18 protein-coding genes are annotated in these 17,944 nt (G+C 62.3%); 4 read left to right on the top strand and 14 right to left on the bottom strand.

Annotated features, from left to right (window positions below):
- Nucleotides 1-56 precede the first annotated feature (56 nt).
- The 4 genes from hpt to dacB are packed head-to-tail and all read right to left on the bottom strand — an operon-like array spanning nucleotide 57 to nucleotide 4,063.
- A complete protein-coding gene (hpt, locus tag RG2_RS29000) occupies nucleotides 57-611 on the bottom strand; it encodes a hypoxanthine phosphoribosyltransferase (RefSeq protein ID WP_033236316.1) in 555 nt (184 codons plus the stop codon).
- A gap of 3 nt (nucleotides 612-614) precedes the next feature.
- Entirely contained in the window at nucleotides 615-1,559 is a 945-nt protein-coding gene (tilS, locus tag RG2_RS28995; RefSeq protein WP_033236315.1) for a tRNA lysidine(34) synthetase TilS, read from the bottom strand.
- Between the two features lie 33 nt (nucleotides 1,560-1,592).
- Complete coding sequence (locus RG2_RS28990; RefSeq protein WP_371851354.1) at nucleotides 1,593-2,663, bottom strand: Rv3626c family coenzyme F420 biosynthesis-associated protein; 1,071 nt, start codon at nucleotides 2,661-2,663, stop codon at nucleotides 1,593-1,595.
- Nucleotides 2,654-4,063 carry a D-alanyl-D-alanine carboxypeptidase/D-alanyl-D-alanine endopeptidase gene (dacB, locus tag RG2_RS28985; protein ID WP_033236313.1) on the bottom strand — a complete coding sequence of 470 codons (1,410 nt, stop codon included), beginning with the start codon at nucleotides 4,061-4,063 and terminating at the stop codon, nucleotides 2,654-2,656. The genes RG2_RS28990 and dacB overlap by 10 nt, the downstream gene beginning before the upstream one ends.
- Before the next feature lie 104 nt (nucleotides 4,064-4,167).
- On the opposite strand from dacB, the gene RG2_RS28980 reads away from it, so the two are divergent.
- The gene (locus RG2_RS28980) at nucleotides 4,168-4,659 is read left to right on the top strand and encodes an inorganic diphosphatase (protein WP_033236312.1); all 492 of its coding nucleotides are present in this window, start codon (nucleotides 4,168-4,170) and stop codon (nucleotides 4,657-4,659) included.
- A gap of 103 nt (nucleotides 4,660-4,762) precedes the next feature.
- Here the strand turns inward: RG2_RS28980 and RG2_RS28975 are convergent, their stop codons facing one another.
- Both RG2_RS28975 and RG2_RS31615 read right to left on the bottom strand, forming a co-directional pair.
- Nucleotides 4,763-5,593 (bottom strand): crotonase/enoyl-CoA hydratase family protein, encoded by an 831-nt coding sequence (locus RG2_RS28975; RefSeq protein ID WP_033236311.1) that lies wholly within the window; start codon nucleotides 5,591-5,593, stop codon nucleotides 4,763-4,765.
- 26 nt (nucleotides 5,594-5,619) lie between these two features.
- Nucleotides 5,620-5,826: a hypothetical protein gene (locus RG2_RS31615; RefSeq protein WP_092806021.1), complete on the bottom strand. Its 207-nt coding sequence runs from the start codon at nucleotides 5,824-5,826 to the stop codon at nucleotides 5,620-5,622.
- A gap of 198 nt (nucleotides 5,827-6,024) precedes the next feature.
- Between RG2_RS31615 and RG2_RS28970 the strand changes: the two genes are divergently transcribed.
- Nucleotides 6,025-7,980, top strand: coding sequence for an amino acid permease (locus RG2_RS28970; protein ID WP_051730698.1), 1,956 nt, complete (start codon nucleotides 6,025-6,027; stop codon nucleotides 7,978-7,980).
- 150 nt (nucleotides 7,981-8,130) lie between these two features.
- Complete coding sequence (locus RG2_RS28965; protein ID WP_033236310.1) at nucleotides 8,131-8,652, top strand: 2-oxo-4-hydroxy-4-carboxy-5-ureidoimidazoline decarboxylase; 522 nt, start codon at nucleotides 8,131-8,133, stop codon at nucleotides 8,650-8,652.
- Nucleotides 8,653-8,710: 58 nt separating this feature from the next.
- On the opposite strand, the gene RG2_RS28960 is transcribed toward RG2_RS28965, so the two are convergent.
- Nucleotides 8,711-9,166 carry a tellurite resistance TerB family protein gene (locus tag RG2_RS28960; RefSeq protein ID WP_033236309.1) on the bottom strand — a complete coding sequence of 152 codons (456 nt, stop codon included), beginning with the start codon at nucleotides 9,164-9,166 and terminating at the stop codon, nucleotides 8,711-8,713.
- 159 nt (nucleotides 9,167-9,325) lie between these two features.
- Here RG2_RS28960 and RG2_RS28955 point away from each other — a divergent pair, with 159 nt between their 5' ends.
- Nucleotides 9,326-9,589: a helix-turn-helix transcriptional regulator gene (locus tag RG2_RS28955; RefSeq protein ID WP_033236308.1), complete on the top strand. Its 264-nt coding sequence runs from the start codon at nucleotides 9,326-9,328 to the stop codon at nucleotides 9,587-9,589.
- Nucleotides 9,590-9,594: 5 nt separating this feature from the next.
- Here the strand turns inward: RG2_RS28955 and RG2_RS28950 are convergent, their stop codons facing one another.
- The 7 genes from RG2_RS28950 to RG2_RS28920 are packed head-to-tail and all read right to left on the bottom strand — an operon-like array spanning nucleotide 9,595 to nucleotide 17,912.
- Nucleotides 9,595-11,175, bottom strand: a complete 1,581-nt coding sequence (locus tag RG2_RS28950) for a TerD family protein (protein WP_033236307.1) — start codon at nucleotides 11,173-11,175, stop codon at nucleotides 9,595-9,597.
- Nucleotides 11,176-11,184: 9 nt separating this feature from the next.
- Nucleotides 11,185-12,087, bottom strand: coding sequence for an SGNH/GDSL hydrolase family protein (locus RG2_RS28945; RefSeq protein ID WP_033236306.1), 903 nt, complete (start codon nucleotides 12,085-12,087; stop codon nucleotides 11,185-11,187).
- A 43-nt stretch (nucleotides 12,088-12,130) separates the two neighbouring features.
- Complete coding sequence (locus tag RG2_RS28940) at nucleotides 12,131-13,456, bottom strand: TerD family protein (protein ID WP_033236305.1); 1,326 nt, start codon at nucleotides 13,454-13,456, stop codon at nucleotides 12,131-12,133.
- A gap of 28 nt (nucleotides 13,457-13,484) precedes the next feature.
- Nucleotides 13,485-14,372, bottom strand: a complete 888-nt coding sequence (locus RG2_RS28935) for a haloacid dehalogenase (protein WP_033236304.1) — start codon at nucleotides 14,370-14,372, stop codon at nucleotides 13,485-13,487.
- Nucleotides 14,369-15,478: a cysteine protease StiP family protein gene (locus tag RG2_RS28930; RefSeq protein ID WP_033236303.1), complete on the bottom strand. Its 1,110-nt coding sequence runs from the start codon at nucleotides 15,476-15,478 to the stop codon at nucleotides 14,369-14,371. Before RG2_RS28930 ends, RG2_RS28935 begins: the two co-directional genes overlap by 4 nt.
- Nucleotides 15,475-16,758: a phosphoribosyltransferase family protein gene (locus RG2_RS28925; protein ID WP_033236302.1), complete on the bottom strand. Its 1,284-nt coding sequence runs from the start codon at nucleotides 16,756-16,758 to the stop codon at nucleotides 15,475-15,477. The genes RG2_RS28930 and RG2_RS28925 overlap by 4 nt, the downstream gene beginning before the upstream one ends.
- Nucleotides 16,755-17,912 carry an HpcH/HpaI aldolase/citrate lyase family protein gene (locus RG2_RS28920; RefSeq protein WP_033236301.1) on the bottom strand — a complete coding sequence of 386 codons (1,158 nt, stop codon included), beginning with the start codon at nucleotides 17,910-17,912 and terminating at the stop codon, nucleotides 16,755-16,757. The genes RG2_RS28925 and RG2_RS28920 overlap by 4 nt, the downstream gene beginning before the upstream one ends.
- Nucleotides 17,913-17,944: the final 32 nt, after the last annotated feature.

Raw genomic sequence — 17,944 nt, 5'->3', positions numbered from 1 at the left:
AGCGCATAGTTCCCTGTAAGCGAACACGCACTCCTACCTCACGCGAGGCAGCGAGTTCAGCCGCCGTAAACCTCGGGATCCAGCAATCCGATGTACGGCAGATCGCGGTAACGCTCGGCGTAGTCGAGTCCGTAACCGACGACGAACTCGTTGGGAATGTCGAAGCCCACGTCACGAACGTCGACGTCGATCTTCACGGCGTCGGGCTTGCGGAGCAGCGTGACGACCTCGAGCGACGCGGGGTTCCGGGTCTTGAGGTTGCGCATCAGCCAGGAAAGCGTGAGACCGGAGTCGATGATGTCCTCGACGATCAGCACGTGGCGGCCGGCGATGTCCTTGTCGAGGTCCTTGAGAATGCGGACGACGCCCGAAGACGAGGTCGAGGACCCGTAAGAGCTGACGGCCATGAACTCCATCTGAGACGGAATCGGGAGAGCCCGGGCAAAGTCCGTCATGAAGAAGACTGCGCCTTTGAGAACACCGATCAGAAGCAGGTCACCCTCGGGTGCACCGACGGGATAACGCGCCGCGATCTCCTCCGCGAGTTCGGCCGTTCGCTGACGAATCTGTTCCTCGGTAATCAGTACCGATGCGATGTCACCCTCGTACACGCGTCAAACCCTTCGTCGGTCTTCGAATCCGACGGTCAGCCTGCCACGTCGACGAACCACCACCAACCTCGACTCCGGGGTTCCGCCACCGATCGCGACACCACCTTGCCCCCGCCAATCGGCAATCAAGGCATCGATGGCTCGTAACTGCTTGTCCGTCAACGCTTTTGCACCACTGCCGAGAAGCCAGCTCCGAAGAACGCGCCGTCGGATCGCACCGGCCGATTCGGCAAGTGTGTCCACTTCCACTTCCCCGTCGACAACAACGCGAAGCAGTACGGCGCCGGCAAGCGCGTCGAGAACCTGCCCGTCCTCACGTAGTTGTGTGGCAGTGCGGGCCAGTGCTTCGGCAACTCCGCCCGCAAGAATTTCTTCGAGTAGCGGCAAGGCCTCGTGCCGCAATCGAACCCTCGTGAACTCGTCGTCGGTGTTGTGCGGGTCCTCCCACGGCGTGATCGACAAGTCCTCACACGCGGCTCGGGTCACGCCGCGTCGCACGCCGAGCAGCGGCCGGCCCCACGGATCGTCGAAGGCCTGCATTCCCTGAATGGATCGACCACCGGATCCGCGGGAGAGTCCGAGAAGAACCGTTTCGGCCTGGTCGTCGAGGGTGTGTCCGAGCAGAACCGGTGCATCTCCCCGGCTGCCGTCCAGTGCCTCGTAGCGCGCATCGCGGGCGGCGGCCTCCAGGCTGCCGTTGCCGTGGACGTCGACAGTGAGTACCCGCGCCGAGCGAACTCCCAGAGCCAGTGCCTGGTCAGCGGCGGCACGAGCGACGACGTCCGAGCCCTCCTGCAGACGATGGTCGACGATCAGCGCGTCCACCGACTCCGCTTCGGCCACCGCAGCGGCAGTGAGCGCCAAGGAATCAGCACCACCGGACAGCGCCACACACACCCGGCCGTGGGAGTGGTAGCGACGCAGCCACCCCCGCAGCGCCAGCCGCATTTCCAGCAGTGACGCAGTTTCAGGCAGCACCGTCTAACCGAGCACGCGTGTCACCCACGCGTCGGGATGGTCGATCTCGTCGAGCAACGGCAATGTTTCCGGGCCGGTCCAGATGGTGTTGAACTGCTCCATCCCGACTTTGAGAACCACGGCGTCGACAAACGCCTTGCCTCGGACGTACTGCGCCATCTTGGCGTCCATGCCGAGCAGCATCTTGATGATGCGCTGGACCGGATTGGACTTGCGTTGCCGACGCTTGTCGAAGGCGGCGCGAATCGTGGCGACGGACGGCACAACGGCAGGCCCGACTGCATCCATCACGTGGTCGGCGTGACCTTCGAGCAGAGTGCCGAGAACCAGCATGCGATCAAGTGCTTCGCGTTGCGGCTCCGCCTGCGACGCACGCAGCAGCCCGATGATTCCGCCGGGGGTGGCGTCGTCACCGTCGGCTGCAGGGTTCTTCCTGGACCGCAGTTCGGCGGTGAGACGACCAACGACATCCGTCATCGACTCGTCGACGCTCGCGCTCAATGTTTCGACGGATTCCTTCATGTAATCCGCCAACCACGGTGACGACGAGAATTGCACGCGATGCGTCACTTCGTGGAGGCAGACCCATAGCCGGAAATCACTCGGGTTGAGTCGGAGCGAACGCTCGACGGACACGATATTCGGCGTGACCAGAAGCAGCGTGCCGTTTTCGCCGGTGAAGGGGTCGTACTGCCCGAGAATCGCCGACGACAGGTAGGCGAGCATCGCACCTGCCTGCAAACCCGCGGGTTTGCCGACCAGCAGATTTCCGTTGCCGTCCGGATCGGCGCCGGTGAGATGGGCCATCGACCGCGACGCCGCGGTGATCCAGCCGGCTCGGTCGAGAACGTCCGCTGCCGGGACGGGCAGGCCGTCGGCCAGACCGGTGACATCGCGCACCGGCAGTTCGGCGCGCTTCGACGCGTCAGCCAGCTCCGCGGTAGCGGTTTCGGCGGTGTAGCGCGACATGGCCGGACCACCGCGCGCCAATCTGATGCCGGCTTTGGTCGCGAGACTCCAGTCGACCGCTCCACCCAGAGTTGTCGAGTCGTTCTCTGCTGCCACTATTGGCACCCGCAATTCCTCAATGCTCCGGCGATGGCGTCCAAAGCCGGACGGCTGACTTCCGGTGGCCGATCGTTCGACATGAGCGCAAAGGTGAGCACTCGTCCGTTTTGATCCACCACAAAACCTGACAACGCACTAGCCGTCGACAGAGTTCCCGTCTTGGCACGCACCCAGCCTGCGCCGGTCCGATTGCCCGACGCATATCGGTCGGACAAGCTGCCGGTCCCACCGGCAACGGGCAGGTAGTCGAGCAGAGGCCGCAGCTTCGGGTCGCCGTCTCCCGCTGCGGCGGTCATCACTCGATCGAGAACCTCCGCGGGAATGAGATCGTCGACGGAGAGTCCGCTGGAGTCGAACAGCGTCACACCGGTGTAATCGAAGCCGGCGGCGCGCAGAGTCTTGGCGGTTCCCTCCACTGCCCCAGCGAACGACGCTTCGGTGCCTGACGCAATCGCCACCTCGCGCCCGATGGTCTCGGCGAGCACGTTGTCGGAATGTTCCATCATCTGGATCAGACGGTCACTGAGCGGTGCGGACTGCACGCTCGCGATCGCTTTGGCGCCGGCGGGCGCAGTTCCTGCCGAGACTTTGGCCACGTCGACGCCCAGTGCCTGTGCCAGAACCTTCCCCGCGTCCAATGCGGGAGTTTCCGAACGCGGTGATTCGTCCATGGAGCCGTCGAATCGACCGCCCTCGATCATCACCGATTCGATGGGTGTGATGTATCCCGCAGCGATATCGGCCGGGAACCATCCCTGCGCCATGGTGTCACCTTTGAACAGACCACTGTCGACGACGATGCTGTCCACCGGCGTTCCCGACGCTTTGATCTGATCGACAAGATCGGCAATATGCGCAGCGTTTGCGTAGTACCCGCTCTGCCCCTTCGGCGTTGCGGTCAATGTCGGGTCACCGCCACCGACCAGCACCAACTGCCCCGGCGCAGCACCCTGGACCACTGTCGTAGACAGTCGATGATCGAGCGGCAATGCCAGCAGCGCAGCAGCTGCGGTCAGCACTTTGGTGGTGGATGCCGGTGTCATGGGCGTCGACGGGTCGGCGCTCCACAGAACCTGCCCGGTGAGCGCATCAGCGACAACGCCGGTGAATTTCCCAAGGTCAGGGTTCGCGACAGCCGGTCCGATAGCCGCGGCAATTCCAGCCTCCGACGGTATCGGCGCGTCTGCCGGAACAGGAACTACCTGCGGCGACGGCGTCACCGGGCTCGGTTGTGGCGATGTCGTGACAATCGCGTTCTGCGTGGGTTCTTCGGAAGTTCCCAGTGCGACAACCAGCACTGCCGCGATCGCGACTACCGCGACCACACACACCGCCAGCAGAATGCGCACTGTGCGTCGTTTGCGCTCTTCCAACGAGCCGATCTTTTTCTTTCCCTGGCCCGCCAACGCCCCTCCGTCTGTGCTCGCCCTGCTGGGTGGTCAGCCAACCTTATCCTTGACCCGATATCCTTCCGGACGAATCATTACCGACACGACAGCGAGGAATCGGCGTGGAGTTCGACGTCACCATCGAGATCCCCAAGGGTCAGCGCAACAAGTACGAGGTCGACCACGTGACCGGCCGCGTCAAGCTGGACCGTTACCTCTACACCGCCTTCGGCTACCCGGCTGACTACGGATACATCGAGAACACCCTCGGCGAGGACGGCGATCCTCTGGACGCCATGGTTCTGCTGCCCGAGTCGGTGTACCCCGGCGTAATCGTCGAAGCTCGTCCCGTTGCCATGTTCAAAATGGTCGACGAAGCCGGCGGAGACGACAAGGTCCTGTGCGTTCCTGCAGGTGATCCGCGTTGGGATCACATCCAGGACCTCAGCGACATTTCGCAGTTCGAGCTTGACGCGATCAAGCACTTCTTCGTCCACTACAAGGACTTGGAGCCGAACAAGCACGTCGAGGCTGCAAACTGGGTCGGCCGCGCCGAGGCAGAGGCCGAGGTCGAGGCTTCGATCAAGCGTCTCGCTGCCAACGGCGGTCACTGAAAGATCTGCGCACAAAAAATCCCCGCTCACCTTCCGGTGCGCGGGGATTTTCGTTTGCCTACTCCCCGTTTGCCTACTCCCCGTTTGCCTACTCCCCGTTTGTCTACTCCCCCGTGAAGACCGGCGGGCGCTTCTGGAAGACCGAGGTGATGGCTTCCGTCAGGTCCTGCGACGGCAGGAACGCCGCGTTCCAGGCTGCGACGTAGCGCAGGCTGTCGTCGACGCTCGCGCTGCGCGAGTGATCGAGCACGTCCTTGATGCCGTGGACGACGAGCGGCGGGTTGAGCGCAATTTCCTGGGCAGTTGCGCGGGCTGCGGCAAGCACGGCGTCTGCGTCGTCGAACACGTCGTTGACGAGGCCGATCTTCTCGGCGCGCGCAGCGTTGATGTCCTTTCCGGTCAACGCGAGTTCGCGCAGGTGTCCGTCGCCGATGATCGCGGGCAGACGGGCGAGGCTGCCCATGTCCGCAACGATGGCGACCTTGACCTCACGGATGCTGAACTTGGCGTCGGCGCTTGCGTAGCGAATGTCTGCTGCCGTGATGAGGTCGACGCCGCCGCCGATGCACCAACCCTGAACTGCGGCAATCACCGGCTTGCGGCAATCCGCGACTGCATTGATGCCGGACTGCATGCGCTTGATCATGTCGTGGAACTTGGTTCGCGGACCGGCCTGAGCCTTGTCCGCGAGGACAGCACCGAATTCACCGCTCATCGCCGGCAGATCAAGACCGAACGAGAAGTGCTTGCCGGAACCGGCGATGACGACAGCGCGCACATCGGGATCGGCGTCGAGGTCCGAAAAGATCTCGGGAAGTTCACTCCAGAAATCCGGACCCATCGCGTTGCCCTTGCCAGGGCCGATCAACGTGACCTGGGCAATGTGGTCTTCGCGCTCTACGGTGAACGCATTCCAGCTCTTCTGTTCGCTCATTACTCAAGAGTAACCTCGAGTTGCGATCAGCCGAAGAGCCCGGCCTCATCCAGCACCAAGATCACAAGCGACACTGCAATCAGCGCCCACATCGTCTGCATCGCGATCCGCGCGGCGCGTTCGCTCGTCGGAGGAAAAACCCGCACCGTCGGGTGCTCTTCGATGTACTGAGCCAGCGGGACGGTCCGCACGCTCGAACTTCTCGGATTCCTGGTCTCCACAGTAGTAGCCATTACGCGATCCTCTCGACTCCGCATTCTCGTCGCAGGTTCCAAAAGTCAAGCCTGCGGCGAAGTTCGACTACTTCAATGTAGACCCGCTTCCCGAAGAATTCAGCTCGAGATTCCTGCGAATCCGCTGAGAACCGGAAATGCTGAGAACCGGAAAACGGGTACCCGGTTGATCGAGCCTGCGCACGAGGAGCGATCACTATGGCGACGACCGCCGAACCGAGCACTCCTAGACGTCGGCTGAGGTCGTGGCTGCTCGCAGACATCACCGAAGAACCCGGCGGACACCTGGGTCCACACCGCATCACGTCAAAGCAGGAACATCGCCACCCGTGGTGGAAAGTCATGTGCCTGACCGGGGTCGATTACTTCTCGACGCTCGGCTACCAACCTGGGATCGCCGCCCTCGCAGCCGGCACCTTGGCCCCGTTGGCCACGGTTGTGCTCATCCTTCTCACCCTGTTCGGCGCACTACCCGTCTACCGACGCGTGGCGCGGGAGAGTCCGCACGGCGAAGGTTCGATTGCAATGCTCGAACGACTGCTTCCGAAGTGGCGCGGCAAGATATTCGTCTTGGCGTTACTGGGATTTGCCGCAACGGACTTCATGATCACGATGACGCTCTCGGCTGCGGATGCAACCGCCCACCTCGTCGAAAATCCTTTTGCGCCAACATTTCTCTCCGGACAGACCGTTGTCATCACGCTGGTTCTCCTGGCACTGCTGTCAGCGGTGTTCCTTCGCGGTTTCACCGAGGCCATCGGCATCGCGGTTGGACTCGTCGCGGTGTACCTGACGCTGAATCTCGTGGTGATCGGCGTGAGCCTGTGGCACATCGTGAGCGCTCCCGCATTGGTCACCGATTGGACCCGAGCCATGTCGACGGAACACGGCAATCCCGCGATGATGATCCTGATCGCTCTGATCGTATTCCCGAAACTTGCTCTGGGCCTTTCGGGTTTCGAGACCGGTGTTGCCGTGATGCCGCAGATCGAAGGCGGGCCACGCGACACCGAAGCGCAACCGGAGGGCCGTATCCGCGGCACTAAACATCTACTCACCGCGGCCGCCTTGATCATGAGTGGGTTCTTGCTGACGTCGAGCCTGGTGACAACAATTCTCATCCCGGAGAACGAGTTTCAGCCGGGTGGCGCTGCAAATGGGCGTGCCTTGGCGTTTCTTGCTCACGACTATCTCGGGCAGATATTCGGCACCGTCTACGACCTCAGCACGATCCTCATCCTGTGGTTTGCCGGCGCTTCCGCGATGGCCGGTCTCCTCAATCTTGTTCCCCGATATCTCCCCCGGTACGGAATGGCCCCGTCGTGGGCTCGCGCGGTCCGCCCACTCGTGCTCGTGTTCAGCGTCATCGCGATCACCGTGACGTTCTACTTCGATGCAAGCGTCGACGCCCAGAGTTCCGCGTACGCAACCGGCGTGTTGGTTCTCATCTCCTCCGCGGCGGTGGCAGTCACCCTGTCCGTGCGCAGACGTGGAAATCGAAAACTGTTCGTAGCCTTCAGTTTTGTTGCAGCTCTCTTTGTCTACACAACCATCGCCAATATCATCGAACGACCGGACGGGGTGAAAGTTGCATCGTTCTTCATCGCTGCGATCATGGTCGTATCCCTCCTGTCGAGGGTGACGCGCGCGTTCGAGCTGCGCGCTAAATCCGTCGAATTCGACGACACCGCTGTGCAATTCATCAACGAAGCCACGCACCGGGGCTATCTCGCAATTGTCGCGCACGACGCCGCCCACCTCAGCGAAAAGGAGTACCGAGTCAAGGAACTCCAGCAACGAGTGCACAGCAACATCCCCAGAGGTGAATCGATCATCTTCATGGAAGTCAATGTCACCGACTCCTCCGATTTCAGCACTGATCTTGTTGTCCACGGCCGACGCCGCGGCAGACACCGAGTCCTGCGAGTGGACAGTCCGGCAGTGCCGAACACCATCGCAGCCGTTCTCCTGAAGGCTCGCGATCTCACTGGCGTGATCCCGGATGTCTACTTCGAATGGTCCGAGGGAAATCCTCTGACCAACCTGCTTCGTTTCCTGTTCATCGGCGAAGGCGAAACCGCTCCGGTAACCCGCGAAGTGCTGCGCCGCGCCGAACGTCGACGCTCCCGCCGGCCCCATGTTCACGTCGGTTGAACGGATTTCCCACGTGTTAAGAACCTGAAAATTCGAGCTGGCAAACCTTCCCATTCGCAGGTAAACGTCGGATCATCGATGGTGATCGCACATCTGGCAAACCCGTGGCAGGACGCCCAACACTGCCTCAGGAACCGACCGGGAGGGCACATGCTGCTACATCAGTCGATCGGGTTGGAACGCTTCAACGAACTGCCCCGCCCGAAGGCAATCCATGCGCTGTACGAATGCTGTTGCTCGATGACGTGGGCTGGATGGGTCAGCGACGGTCGCCCGTTTGCCAGTTACGCGGAGATCCTGGCCCGAGCGGAGAACGCACTGCTCAACCTGTCCGACGCAGATGTCGAAAATGCCCTGCACTGCCATCCGCCCGTCGGCGTCCGCGCCCAAAGTGCGCCATCCCACCTCGAACAATGCGCGATCTGGGATTCCGACGAGTCACTGATGGCCACCATCCGCCGAGCCGGTGAGGAATACGAGTCGACCTTCGGGTTCCGATACATCTGGTGCTCACACGGGCACGATGCCCAGGATCTCCTCGAGAACATCCGCGTCCGCCTGACTAATCCGGCATCCGTGGAACGCAAGATCTGCGTCGACGAGTTGGCAAAGATCACATGTACCCGGATCGAGCGCATGCTCGGCCCCGAGGACGGTTACCCGGAGTACTGACGAGACAAAAGCGGGTGCGGTGCCAGTGGCACCGCACCCGCTTTCTGCAAGAGAACTATCAGAGATCGAATTCCGAGGGAGCAATTCCGACCGCAAAACACATGTCCCGCACTACTGCGCGCTCATGCTGATCGAAGTTGCCGTCGGCGCCGCCGATGATGATGCCGATCTGAATGACCGCGCGAGCCTGATCCTGCTTGGACTTGAGCTTGGAAATTGCCGCGGTTGCCTCTAGCTTTCCGAACTCGAAGTCCGACGTCAGCTTGCTGCAGTACCAATCGAACTGCTGACTCAGCTCTGCCGGCGGGAAGACCGCCAGCGACTCGTTGCTCATGATCAATGCCGACGTCTTCTGACGCTCTGCCGGGTCGATCGAGCCGTCTGCGGCCGCGATCAACGCGCACATCGCCATACTTGCGTTCTTGAACTCCTTGTTCTGGAACTGGCTCGTCTTGGTCTTGAGCTGGCTGTTCATTTCCTGAGCCTTAGCCTTCAGCTGATCCCAGAATGCCATGAGTCTCCTCGGGTAGAGCCGCCACGCACCGCGCGTAGTCGTACCAACCACTTTGCCTGGGAGCCCCGAATTTTGCCATCCACCCCTACAATTAAAACCTTCCGGTAGGTTCTTATATGCTTGCGGCCCTGCAATCAGTCAAGATCGAGGAGCACTTCCGTGACCGGGTCGCCCGAACAACCCGCTGCGCCGCCGCGCGATCCCGGTCTCTCCAGCCGCGAAATCGAAGTGCTCCGGCACTGGCTCAAATCCGACAGTAAAACCGTCGTGTCCGCGCAACTGCTCATCTCGATCGGGACAATCAACACACATCTGATGCGAATTCGAGGGAAATACGCGGCCGTCGGTCGGCGAGCCCCCACGAAGATGAGCCTGCTTGCACGTGCATTGCAGGACGGGATTATTACGCTCGACGAACTCTGATCGAGTCAGAGTTTGTCGAATGCGGCAAAGAGTTGCGGTTGCGTGGCCGGATTGAGGGTGTCCGGGACCAAGACCCAGTGCGAGCCCGTCCACGGATCGTGGACGTCGATCTCACCTGCCGCCGGAACGTGGCGGCACCCATGTGCCAAGGCCACGATGCTCTCCTCGGTCGAACTCGACTCGTCATCTCCGACAAGCAGTATCGACAATCCGATCATCGGTCCGTGCTCGGCGAGAAACATGATCGCCTCGGCGTCCTGCGCCGAATACCCATGCGGGAAGTCGCCGAGTATCAGTAGTCGTGGAGTGCTCGGGCCGGCGTCGTGAGACATCGCGAACTCCTGGCCGCTGTTTCTTGCCAGCCCCGCCAAATCCACAGCTTGGGCCAACTCCGTCAACCGCGCAGAAATCTCCTGATGCGTGCGAATTACCGGCCCGGCCAACTGCGCGGACAAACGATCCGTCAGCAACGTGTACGACCCGGTCAGATCGACGACGTCAAGCAACGGCATCGGCCCGGCAGCCATGATTCGCAGCGTCAACGCACTGACCACAGCGACCGCCGCTGCCCCGGAGGTGCTGTCCACCCAGATCGGCCGTGGCAGTGGGAGCGGCATGCAGTAGGGCACACTCAGTGAACTTCGGTCAGGTGCGGACAACATGCCAAGTCGCACACCATCACTCGACGTCAGAGATTCCCTCGCCGAACCCGCCGCCCATACCGGTGATTCCCAGGACGCCATCGCCCGCGGAATCACCGAATCCACGACGGTCAGCTCATGGGCCAATTGCGCGGAATCTCGTGTATGGCTCTCGCGGGCTGTCGCCACCAGTTCGTCGTGACGCTTCTGCGCAGCTTCACGGGCGGCAATACCGGCCGGCGAGTTGCGGGTGCTCGCGTCAGCTACCGCTACCGACAGTTCCTCGTCCAACCTCGTCATCGCGTATTCGCTGCTCGATATCAGCGACGCCGCCGACCTCGATGCGTCTTCGAAGATCATCCACATACGTTCGAGTGCGCGGCCCTCTTCGACGGGCTCCACAACCTGATCGTCGCGCACCGGCGCAGTAGGGCTTCCCGCGTTTGCCGGCGCGTCGTCTACCTCGACTCCGTGAACGCCGATGAGTTCGGCCAAACCGCCCGCATAGCCTTGTCCGACTGCTCGAACCTTCCACGCGCCGTTTCGCCGGTACAGCTCCCAGCAGATGACTGCGGTCTCCGAACCTGCGGTGGGAATGTCGAATTCGCCGAGTACCGAACCGGATTCATCGCTCAGCCGCGCAGACAAACCGGCAACCCGAAAGGCCCCGGCTGTGGCGGCACTCGGATCGACGCTCACGATGCACAGCACCGCTGCCGCATCGGGGTGAAGACGATCGAGATCGACCCGGACGACGTCGCCTGTCAGCTGCACGCCGGCCGTCGACGGCTGGTTGTAGAAGACAAAAGCGTCGGACGAAAGGGCTTGCAGGCGCGCATCCGTCACCATCGCAGACACGTCGAACGGCGTCTGGCTGGACGCACGAAACGTCACGACGGATGTTTGCAGCGGCGCATTCTGTCCAGGAACGAACTCCACAGTCACAGCCGAGAACTATGCCACGCCGATGGGGTTCGCTCGCAGATCTGCCACAATTCGGCCTGCAACTTCGGTCATTCCGCTCGCTGTGAAATGCAAACGCTGCGCCGTCGACTCCGAGAACATGCCCTCGAACCACCGCTGTTCCGGCGCAGCACAGGCGTCGTGTCCACCCGCTACCGCGTCCGTGGCGATGTCGATGACGTGAACGCCGTACCGGCCGGCGATCGCGGCAAATTGTGTGTTGAAACGCGCGTAGTAGTTCATGAACCACGCCGCGTCACCGTCCGAGAACGGGACATTGGGCCAGCACGCCCTGGCACCGATCATCCCGCCTGCTCCGACCATGTAGATCCGCGCCTGCGGAGCCCGCTGCGTCAGCGCAGCCAGAGTCTTGTCGAGCGAATCGGCAGCCTGATCGATGCCGGACTGCGCAAGGGACTCGGTGAGCGGATCGTTGCGACATCCGCGATCGACGCCCGGTGCGGGAGCAGCACACAGTGCCCCCACGATCAGGGTGTTCGAGTCGTTGCCCCCGACCGAGAGGGTGATCAGATTCGTGTCCGGGTGTACTGCATCCAATTGGACCGGCCACTGCGTCGGAATCAGTTGGGGTGTGGAGATGATGTTCTCGCTACGAGCAGCACTGCATGACACGTCCGCGAACTCCGAGGTTCCGAGTTCGCGCGATATCTTGCCCGCAAAGTTCTCGTACGACCGCGAGCACCCGTCGGGGTACATCGGTTCCAAGCGTGGTCCCGACGCCCGGGAGTCTCCGAGAGCGGTGTACTTGATGCCTGCGTTCTCTCCGGAGTCCACGGGAACCGACGCGTGTGCGGCGCCGGCACCCGCCAACGTCAGAACCAGTCCCACCACGGTGGCCGCAACTGAACCGAACCGAATCCCACGATTAATCATCTACCGAGCCAAGCCCTTTCACACCCCAACCGAATTTCACTCACTACGCCATCAGGAAACGGCCCAGCTGTGGTGCGGCTTCGCCGGCGTGCTTTGCCTGGATGCCCTCGCCGATCGCCTGCAGCTTCCATTCACCGTTCTGCCGGTACACCTTTGCCATCACCATTCCGGTGAACGCCATACCGCCCTGCATCGTGTACCGAGCCAGTTCGGAGTTGGTGGTGCTGTCGACCAAACGGCAGAACGCATTCTGCACCTGCTCGAAAGTGTGCCCGCGGTACGACGTAACCGTGAAGATCACCGCGTTGACGTGCGCAGGCACGCGCTGGAGATCGACCGTCATCACTTCGTCGTCACCATCACCGTCGCCGGTCAGGTTGTCACCCATGTGACGCACCGACCCGTCCTTCGACGTGAGCTGTCCGTAGTAGCAGACGTCGACCAGATTGCCGTCGGCGTACAGGAGCGCCGACGCATCGAGGTCGACATTGGCCGTGCGGCTGCCGAACATGCCGCTCTTCTTGATCGGGTCCCAGCCCAACCCCATCTGGATCAGAGTGAGTGCAACGCCGCCCTCCTTGCGGAGCGTGACCTTCTGCCCCTTGGTGAGGCTGACGGGGCGACCCTTCACCAGGCTCACCTCAGCCGGTGCGGCAGGAGGCTGGTTGTACACCGGCGGCGCGGGCGGGGCCGGCGGCGCGTTGTACGACGGCTGCTGTTGCGGCGGCTGGTTGTACACCGGCTGCTGCTGCGGCGGCTGGTTGTAGGCCGGCTGCTGCTGGGGCGGCTGGTTGTACACCGGCTGCTGCTGCGGCGGCGGGCTGTAGGCCGGTTGCGGGGGTGCGGCCTGGGCAGCGGGTGCTGGTGCGTCGTCGACGGAGACACCGTGATCCGTCACCAACGCTGCAAATCCACCGGCATAGCCCTGCCCGACGGCGCGGACCTTCCACGCGCCCTGACGTCGGTACACCTCGAGCGCGATGACGATGGACTCGCTGGACAGCCCGTCGATCACGTACTCGTACAGCACGTTTCCGGCGGCATCCGATACCCGAGCCGTCGGCGCCGCGGTGCGCCCGAAATTCGAGGAAGTGTCGTCGAGAGTGATCACCGCACGAACCTGCTCGATGTCGGCAGGCACACCGGCCAGCGAAACCTTGAGCGACGCGATGCCACCCGGGTTGGGAACCAACTGCACGCCTGGCCCGGTGGGCTGATTGAAGAAGACGAAGTCCGCGTCGGAGCGCACTTTGCCGTTGCCGGCCACGAGCAGTGCGGAGAGGTCAGCGGCGGCGGCCAACTGCACTGAGACAATCACCTCCGGCACATCCAACGGACCGTTCTGACCTTTGGCAAGCGATACAGACAACTACATCTCCTTCATTTCAGAGCGTGCATTACTTAGAGAGCTGCTCGGACTCTTGCGGTGTTCCGACCGTCATCGCGGCAACATGGGCGGAGAACCAACGCACAATCTCCGCACTCGCCGCGATACCGGATCCTTCTGTCACAGTAACGGTCGGCCGTTGCCAGTTGAGTTCTTCCAGCTCACCGTGCCGGGGCCGGATCGCGAAGTCCGCATATTCGAGCATGTCCGCATCGAGTGCACCGTCTCCGGCCGACAGGACAGTGGCGTCGGGCGTGAGTTCGCCCGCGTCGACGAGGCGGGCTCGCACCTCGGCGAGGGCTCGAGATTTCGAGACCGCGTCCGGCATCGTGTAGATCTTCCGGCCTTGGCGCGAGACGTTCCATCCGCGTGAGGTGCACCAGGCACTCCAGTCCGCTTCGAAATCGGCCGGGATGGTCGACAAGTCCACTACCAAGTACGGGAACAGCTCGTCTGCCACCCGCATGGAACTGACCCAGCTGACGTCGATGCGGGTTTCCAGTTCACTGTGAACGTGCGCCAGCTCCATCCCGGCAGTGCGGGTCGATCGGTCGATCTCGCTGCGCCAGCGGAGATCGGGCTTTCCGTCCACCAGGATGTTGCCGCCGTTGCTCGTGATCGCGTATTTCCACGGAGCGCCCGGCAGGTCGATGCGCTGGAACTGCGCGATAGTCCGGGTGGTCGTGGGAATCACCGGCGTTGCCGCGCTGAGCGCCCGGAGCTGATCGATGGTCTCGGTGCTCATGTGGGACAGCGGACCGCCGTCGTAGTACTCGACGCACACGTAGTGCTGTGCCGAGGTCAGATCGGTGCCGGTGGGATCCCCGCCGATCGCGTTTTTCGAATAGATCATCGTGCGATCCAGATCGGTCGCAACCAGTACCGGTGACGCACTCATGTGATGTCCTTGATCAATCCGACGCAGGAGTACGCAAGATCGGGCACTTCCTCGACCGGGACGCCGCGAGCTTCGGCCAGCAGACGGATATGTGCGTGTTCGGGCGCGGCCCTCTGACGTACGAGTACCTTCCACGGCAGACGACGAAGCAGCACGCGGGTGGTCTCGCCGACACCCGGTTTCACGAAGTTCACGGTCGAAATCCCGTATTCCGCCTGCACCTTCTCCACCGATTCCCAGCCGGCCCAGGTCGGTGTCCGATCCGAAGCGCGCACAGCGGCAAGTGAATCCGCGACATCGCTCCGTACGTTGTCGAATTCCGCCGAGACGACGTCGAGTAGACGGTTGGACACATCGACATCGGCCAGATCGGCGTAGAACTTCGCGCCGTGAAAGTCCCCGGGTCCGATGAGGGTGTCGTTGAGAACCGTCCGTGAGACCAGACCGGACACAGTCGAATTGAGGCACGCCGACGCGATCAGGAAATCGTCTCGAGTGCCGTAGGTCCGAACGCAGTATCCGGGATCCGCGAGAACAGCGAGGTCCGGATTGAATTCGGCGCCGCCCGCCGCATGATATTCGGTGAGAGCGGCCTCGAGTTCCCGGGCAATAGCACCCTTGCCCGTCCAGCCGTCGACAAAGACGATGTTCGACGCATCATGATGGCGCGCAAGATAATCGAGCGCGACAGAATCGATGCCTTTACCCCGCACGATCGACACGGCGTAGTGCGGCAAGGTCAATCCGTGGACGTGCTGCGCCCACCGCCGCATCAAAATTCCCACCGGAGTGCCCGCGCGGGCCAGCGAGACCAATACGACGTCGGAGCCGCGCTCGGCCAGCACCAGGTCTGTGACCGTTCCGACCGCACGCGCCAACCTGGGCGCACTCTCCGACAACACGGTTTCGAACAGTTCGCGATACGCCGCATCGGGCTGGTACTCGATGGGAAGGGATTCGGCATAATGTGCTTCACCCGACTGAATACGCTTCTCCCGCAGCGCAACATCCGCTTCGAGGTCCACGTGAGACAGATCCTTGAGCAACCACGTCACTTCGTCGGGTGCATACGAACCGAACTCCGGTCCGACCAGAGGCGCCGTCATGTGCCTTCACCTTCTCTCGAATCCCGCAACATCGACGGGTCCGCGCCGCGCACCGTTGCCACGACAACATCGGTCCCGGCATTTCTCAGTGCCTCCACGACACCGCCGGACGCCATCAGGCGATCGGTGTCGGCAGGTTCGTCCACGATCAGCACGACAAGTGCGTCGACGGCCTCGTCCGGCCACTGCGCGTTGTACAGAAAGCGCGGCTCGTTCTCGCCGGATTCCGGTGCGACAAAGGTGAATCCACGACGCAGCGGGTAGCCAACATGGTCCATGACGTATGCCGGAGACCGCGTGGTCGTCTGGTACCGCACCTGGCGGCCGCCGCGTTCGAGACCGCTCGCAATGCGAAGAGGGAGATACATCAACTCTTCGTGACCGACCACGATCAGTGCACGGTCTGGCGCCACCGTCGAATCCAGAACCCTGACAGCGGCTTCGACCGCGCTGTCGAAACCTGCCGAATCCGCGTCGAGGAATCCGTGACGGCCTCCGTCCGGCACTGCCGCCGGCCACGGAATGTCCACTCTGGTGACCGAACCGCGATCGGTACCGGCAATATTGAGAGTGGGAGCATCCAGCGCCGTCACTCGTTCCGTCAGACCGAGCGGCAGAACAGTGGAACCCGATGCGAGACTGACGTAATCGATAGCCACTCCCAATTCTGCCGCGGCAGCCTCACTGGCCGCGCGATGCTCGTCGGTTCTCATGTCCACCAGCGAGGCCACGACGTACCGCTCGCGCGGGCACTGGCCGTGCAGTGCGCGAATGGCATCGATAGCTGTTGCACCGGTTGATATTTCGTCGTCTACCAACACCAGGGGCAAATTGTTCTCGAACAGTTCCGCCGACGTCGGTTGCATCAGGTGACTTGTCGCATGCGAGTGCCCCTCCTCGAACCCGGCCAACGTAGTAGCCCCTGGTACGTCGCGGCGCGTCGAATGCAAGTAGCAGTGAGCATGCAGGCGGGCAGCAACGCAGTGGCCCAAACCTGTTGCAGTTTCGGCAAATCCGAGCACAACAACGTCAACGCCGACGCCCAGGCGCTCGCGCACCAGATCACCCAGATCGTCGGCGGCCCCGATGACGACCGATGGCGGCGTCGGGATGTGCTTGCCGAGTACCGTCGATACCAACAGGTGCGCACGGCGCGGATTGCGACGCAGTCCGGGAATCACCAACTCCGGCACCGTCCGTCCGACAGCAGAGTCGCCGTGTACAAGATCCAATCCGAATTCTTCTGTGGCCCAGGGAACCGACCCCACGCTGCTGGTCATCGATCAACCAACGCCGTCAGCAGTTCGACAAACGTGATCCCCTTGTTGGTCACGCCGAAAACACGTGCGCGCAAGGCCGTCTGCCTAGCCCAGTTGCGATGCGGCTTCATCTCGTTCATCTTGTTCCGATAGCCGGACGCCTGCACCCCACCCACCTCGACGCCCAGAATGTCGAGAGCGTCGTGGTACTCCTCATGCGTGACTGCGGACAATGCATTGACCGCGGCAACGTGCGACGGGTGGATAACCGTCTTACCTTGAATGCCGTTGGCCCGATCCAAAGCGATTTCCCGCAACAAACCGTCCAGGTCGCGGCTCACCAAGTGCTGCCGGAACCGCACCGCGTCGTGCTCCTCGAACGGCGTCGCACGCAGCATCGGGCGGAACATACGCTCATGGTCCGCGAAGTACTCCCACACCGGCCCGGTGATGACAAAACCCGAACCATCGGCTCGGCCAAGGTAATTGACGATGTCGGCGATGACATCGACAACTACACGCACGTCGTAGATCGTCAAGTCGCGGTCACGGCGGATACCGAACGTGCTGCACATGTCGGTGGCACCGATGCGAACCGCGAGAATGCGATCCCGATGACGAGTAAGAAGCTCCTGGACACTGCGTAATTCATGATCGCGGGTATCACGGTGTACCAGTTCCGGCGATTCGAGCACGGGCATGGCGTACAGATGCTTTCCGAGCGCTTCGGACGCGTCAGCGATGGCATCGAGGAATGACTCGCCGGATTCACTCCCGAATTTCGGGATGACGAATCCGGTCAGCGCAGCGCGCCCAATCGTCAGCGATTGTGCGATGTCCGCGATGTCGGACACTTCACGGACCCGGACGAAGAGCAACATGCCGACCGCATCCGTTGCCGCGATCTTGTCGAGCGCGGCCACGGCATTGGCCCGCGCTGTTTCCACCTCGTCGTCCGCGACGGCGTCCTCGAGATCGAGAACCATCGAACTGACACCTTCGGCAGCGCGCTTCTCCACGATCTCGGCCAACCCTGCCCGCGTGGCGGGAACGTAGAGAGTCGCACCCAAAGCGATCGCCAGCAGATCTCGCTCGTCGGAATCGCTGAAGGTCCGGGGAGCGTGCAGGAACAGTTGTTCCCGCACATCATCCTCGAGGTGTTGAAAGTGCTGCATGTCTCTTCTCTCTATGACCGATGGCAATTACA

It is taken from the genome of Rhodococcus globerulus NBRC 14531 (assembly GCF_001894805.1).
Taxonomy (GTDB): domain Bacteria; phylum Actinomycetota; class Actinomycetes; order Mycobacteriales; family Mycobacteriaceae; genus Rhodococcus_F; species Rhodococcus_F globerula.
This window is presented reverse-complemented; position numbering and strand designations above follow the sequence as displayed.

Bases quoted from the DNA above. Each gene is read 5' to 3' on its own strand.
- tilS (WP_033236315.1), bottom strand. From the start codon at position 1,559: ATGCGGCTGGCGCTGCGGGGGTGGCTGCGTCGCTACCACTCCCACGGC.
- RG2_RS28975 (WP_033236311.1), bottom strand. From the start codon at position 5,593: ATGAGCGAACAGAAGAGCTGGAATGCGTTCACCGTAGAGCGCGAAGAC.
- RG2_RS31615 (WP_092806021.1), bottom strand. From the start codon at position 5,826: ATGGCTACTACTGTGGAGACCAGGAATCCGAGAAGTTCGAGCGTGCGG.
- RG2_RS28970 (WP_051730698.1), top strand. From the start codon at position 6,025: ATGGCGACGACCGCCGAACCGAGCACTCCTAGACGTCGGCTGAGGTCG.
- RG2_RS28965 (WP_033236310.1), top strand. From the start codon at position 8,131: ATGCTGCTACATCAGTCGATCGGGTTGGAACGCTTCAACGAACTGCCC.
- RG2_RS28960 (WP_033236309.1), bottom strand. From the start codon at position 9,166: ATGGCATTCTGGGATCAGCTGAAGGCTAAGGCTCAGGAAATGAACAGC.
- RG2_RS28945 (WP_033236306.1), bottom strand. From the start codon at position 12,087: ATGATTAATCGTGGGATTCGGTTCGGTTCAGTTGCGGCCACCGTGGTG.
- RG2_RS28935 (WP_033236304.1), bottom strand. From the start codon at position 14,372: ATGAGTGCGTCACCGGTACTGGTTGCGACCGATCTGGATCGCACGATG.
- RG2_RS28930 (WP_033236303.1), bottom strand. From the start codon at position 15,478: ATGACGGCGCCTCTGGTCGGACCGGAGTTCGGTTCGTATGCACCCGAC.
- RG2_RS28925 (WP_033236302.1), bottom strand. From the start codon at position 16,758: ATGACCAGCAGCGTGGGGTCGGTTCCCTGGGCCACAGAAGAATTCGGA.
- RG2_RS28920 (WP_033236301.1), bottom strand. From the start codon at position 17,912: ATGCAGCACTTTCAACACCTCGAGGATGATGTGCGGGAACAACTGTTC.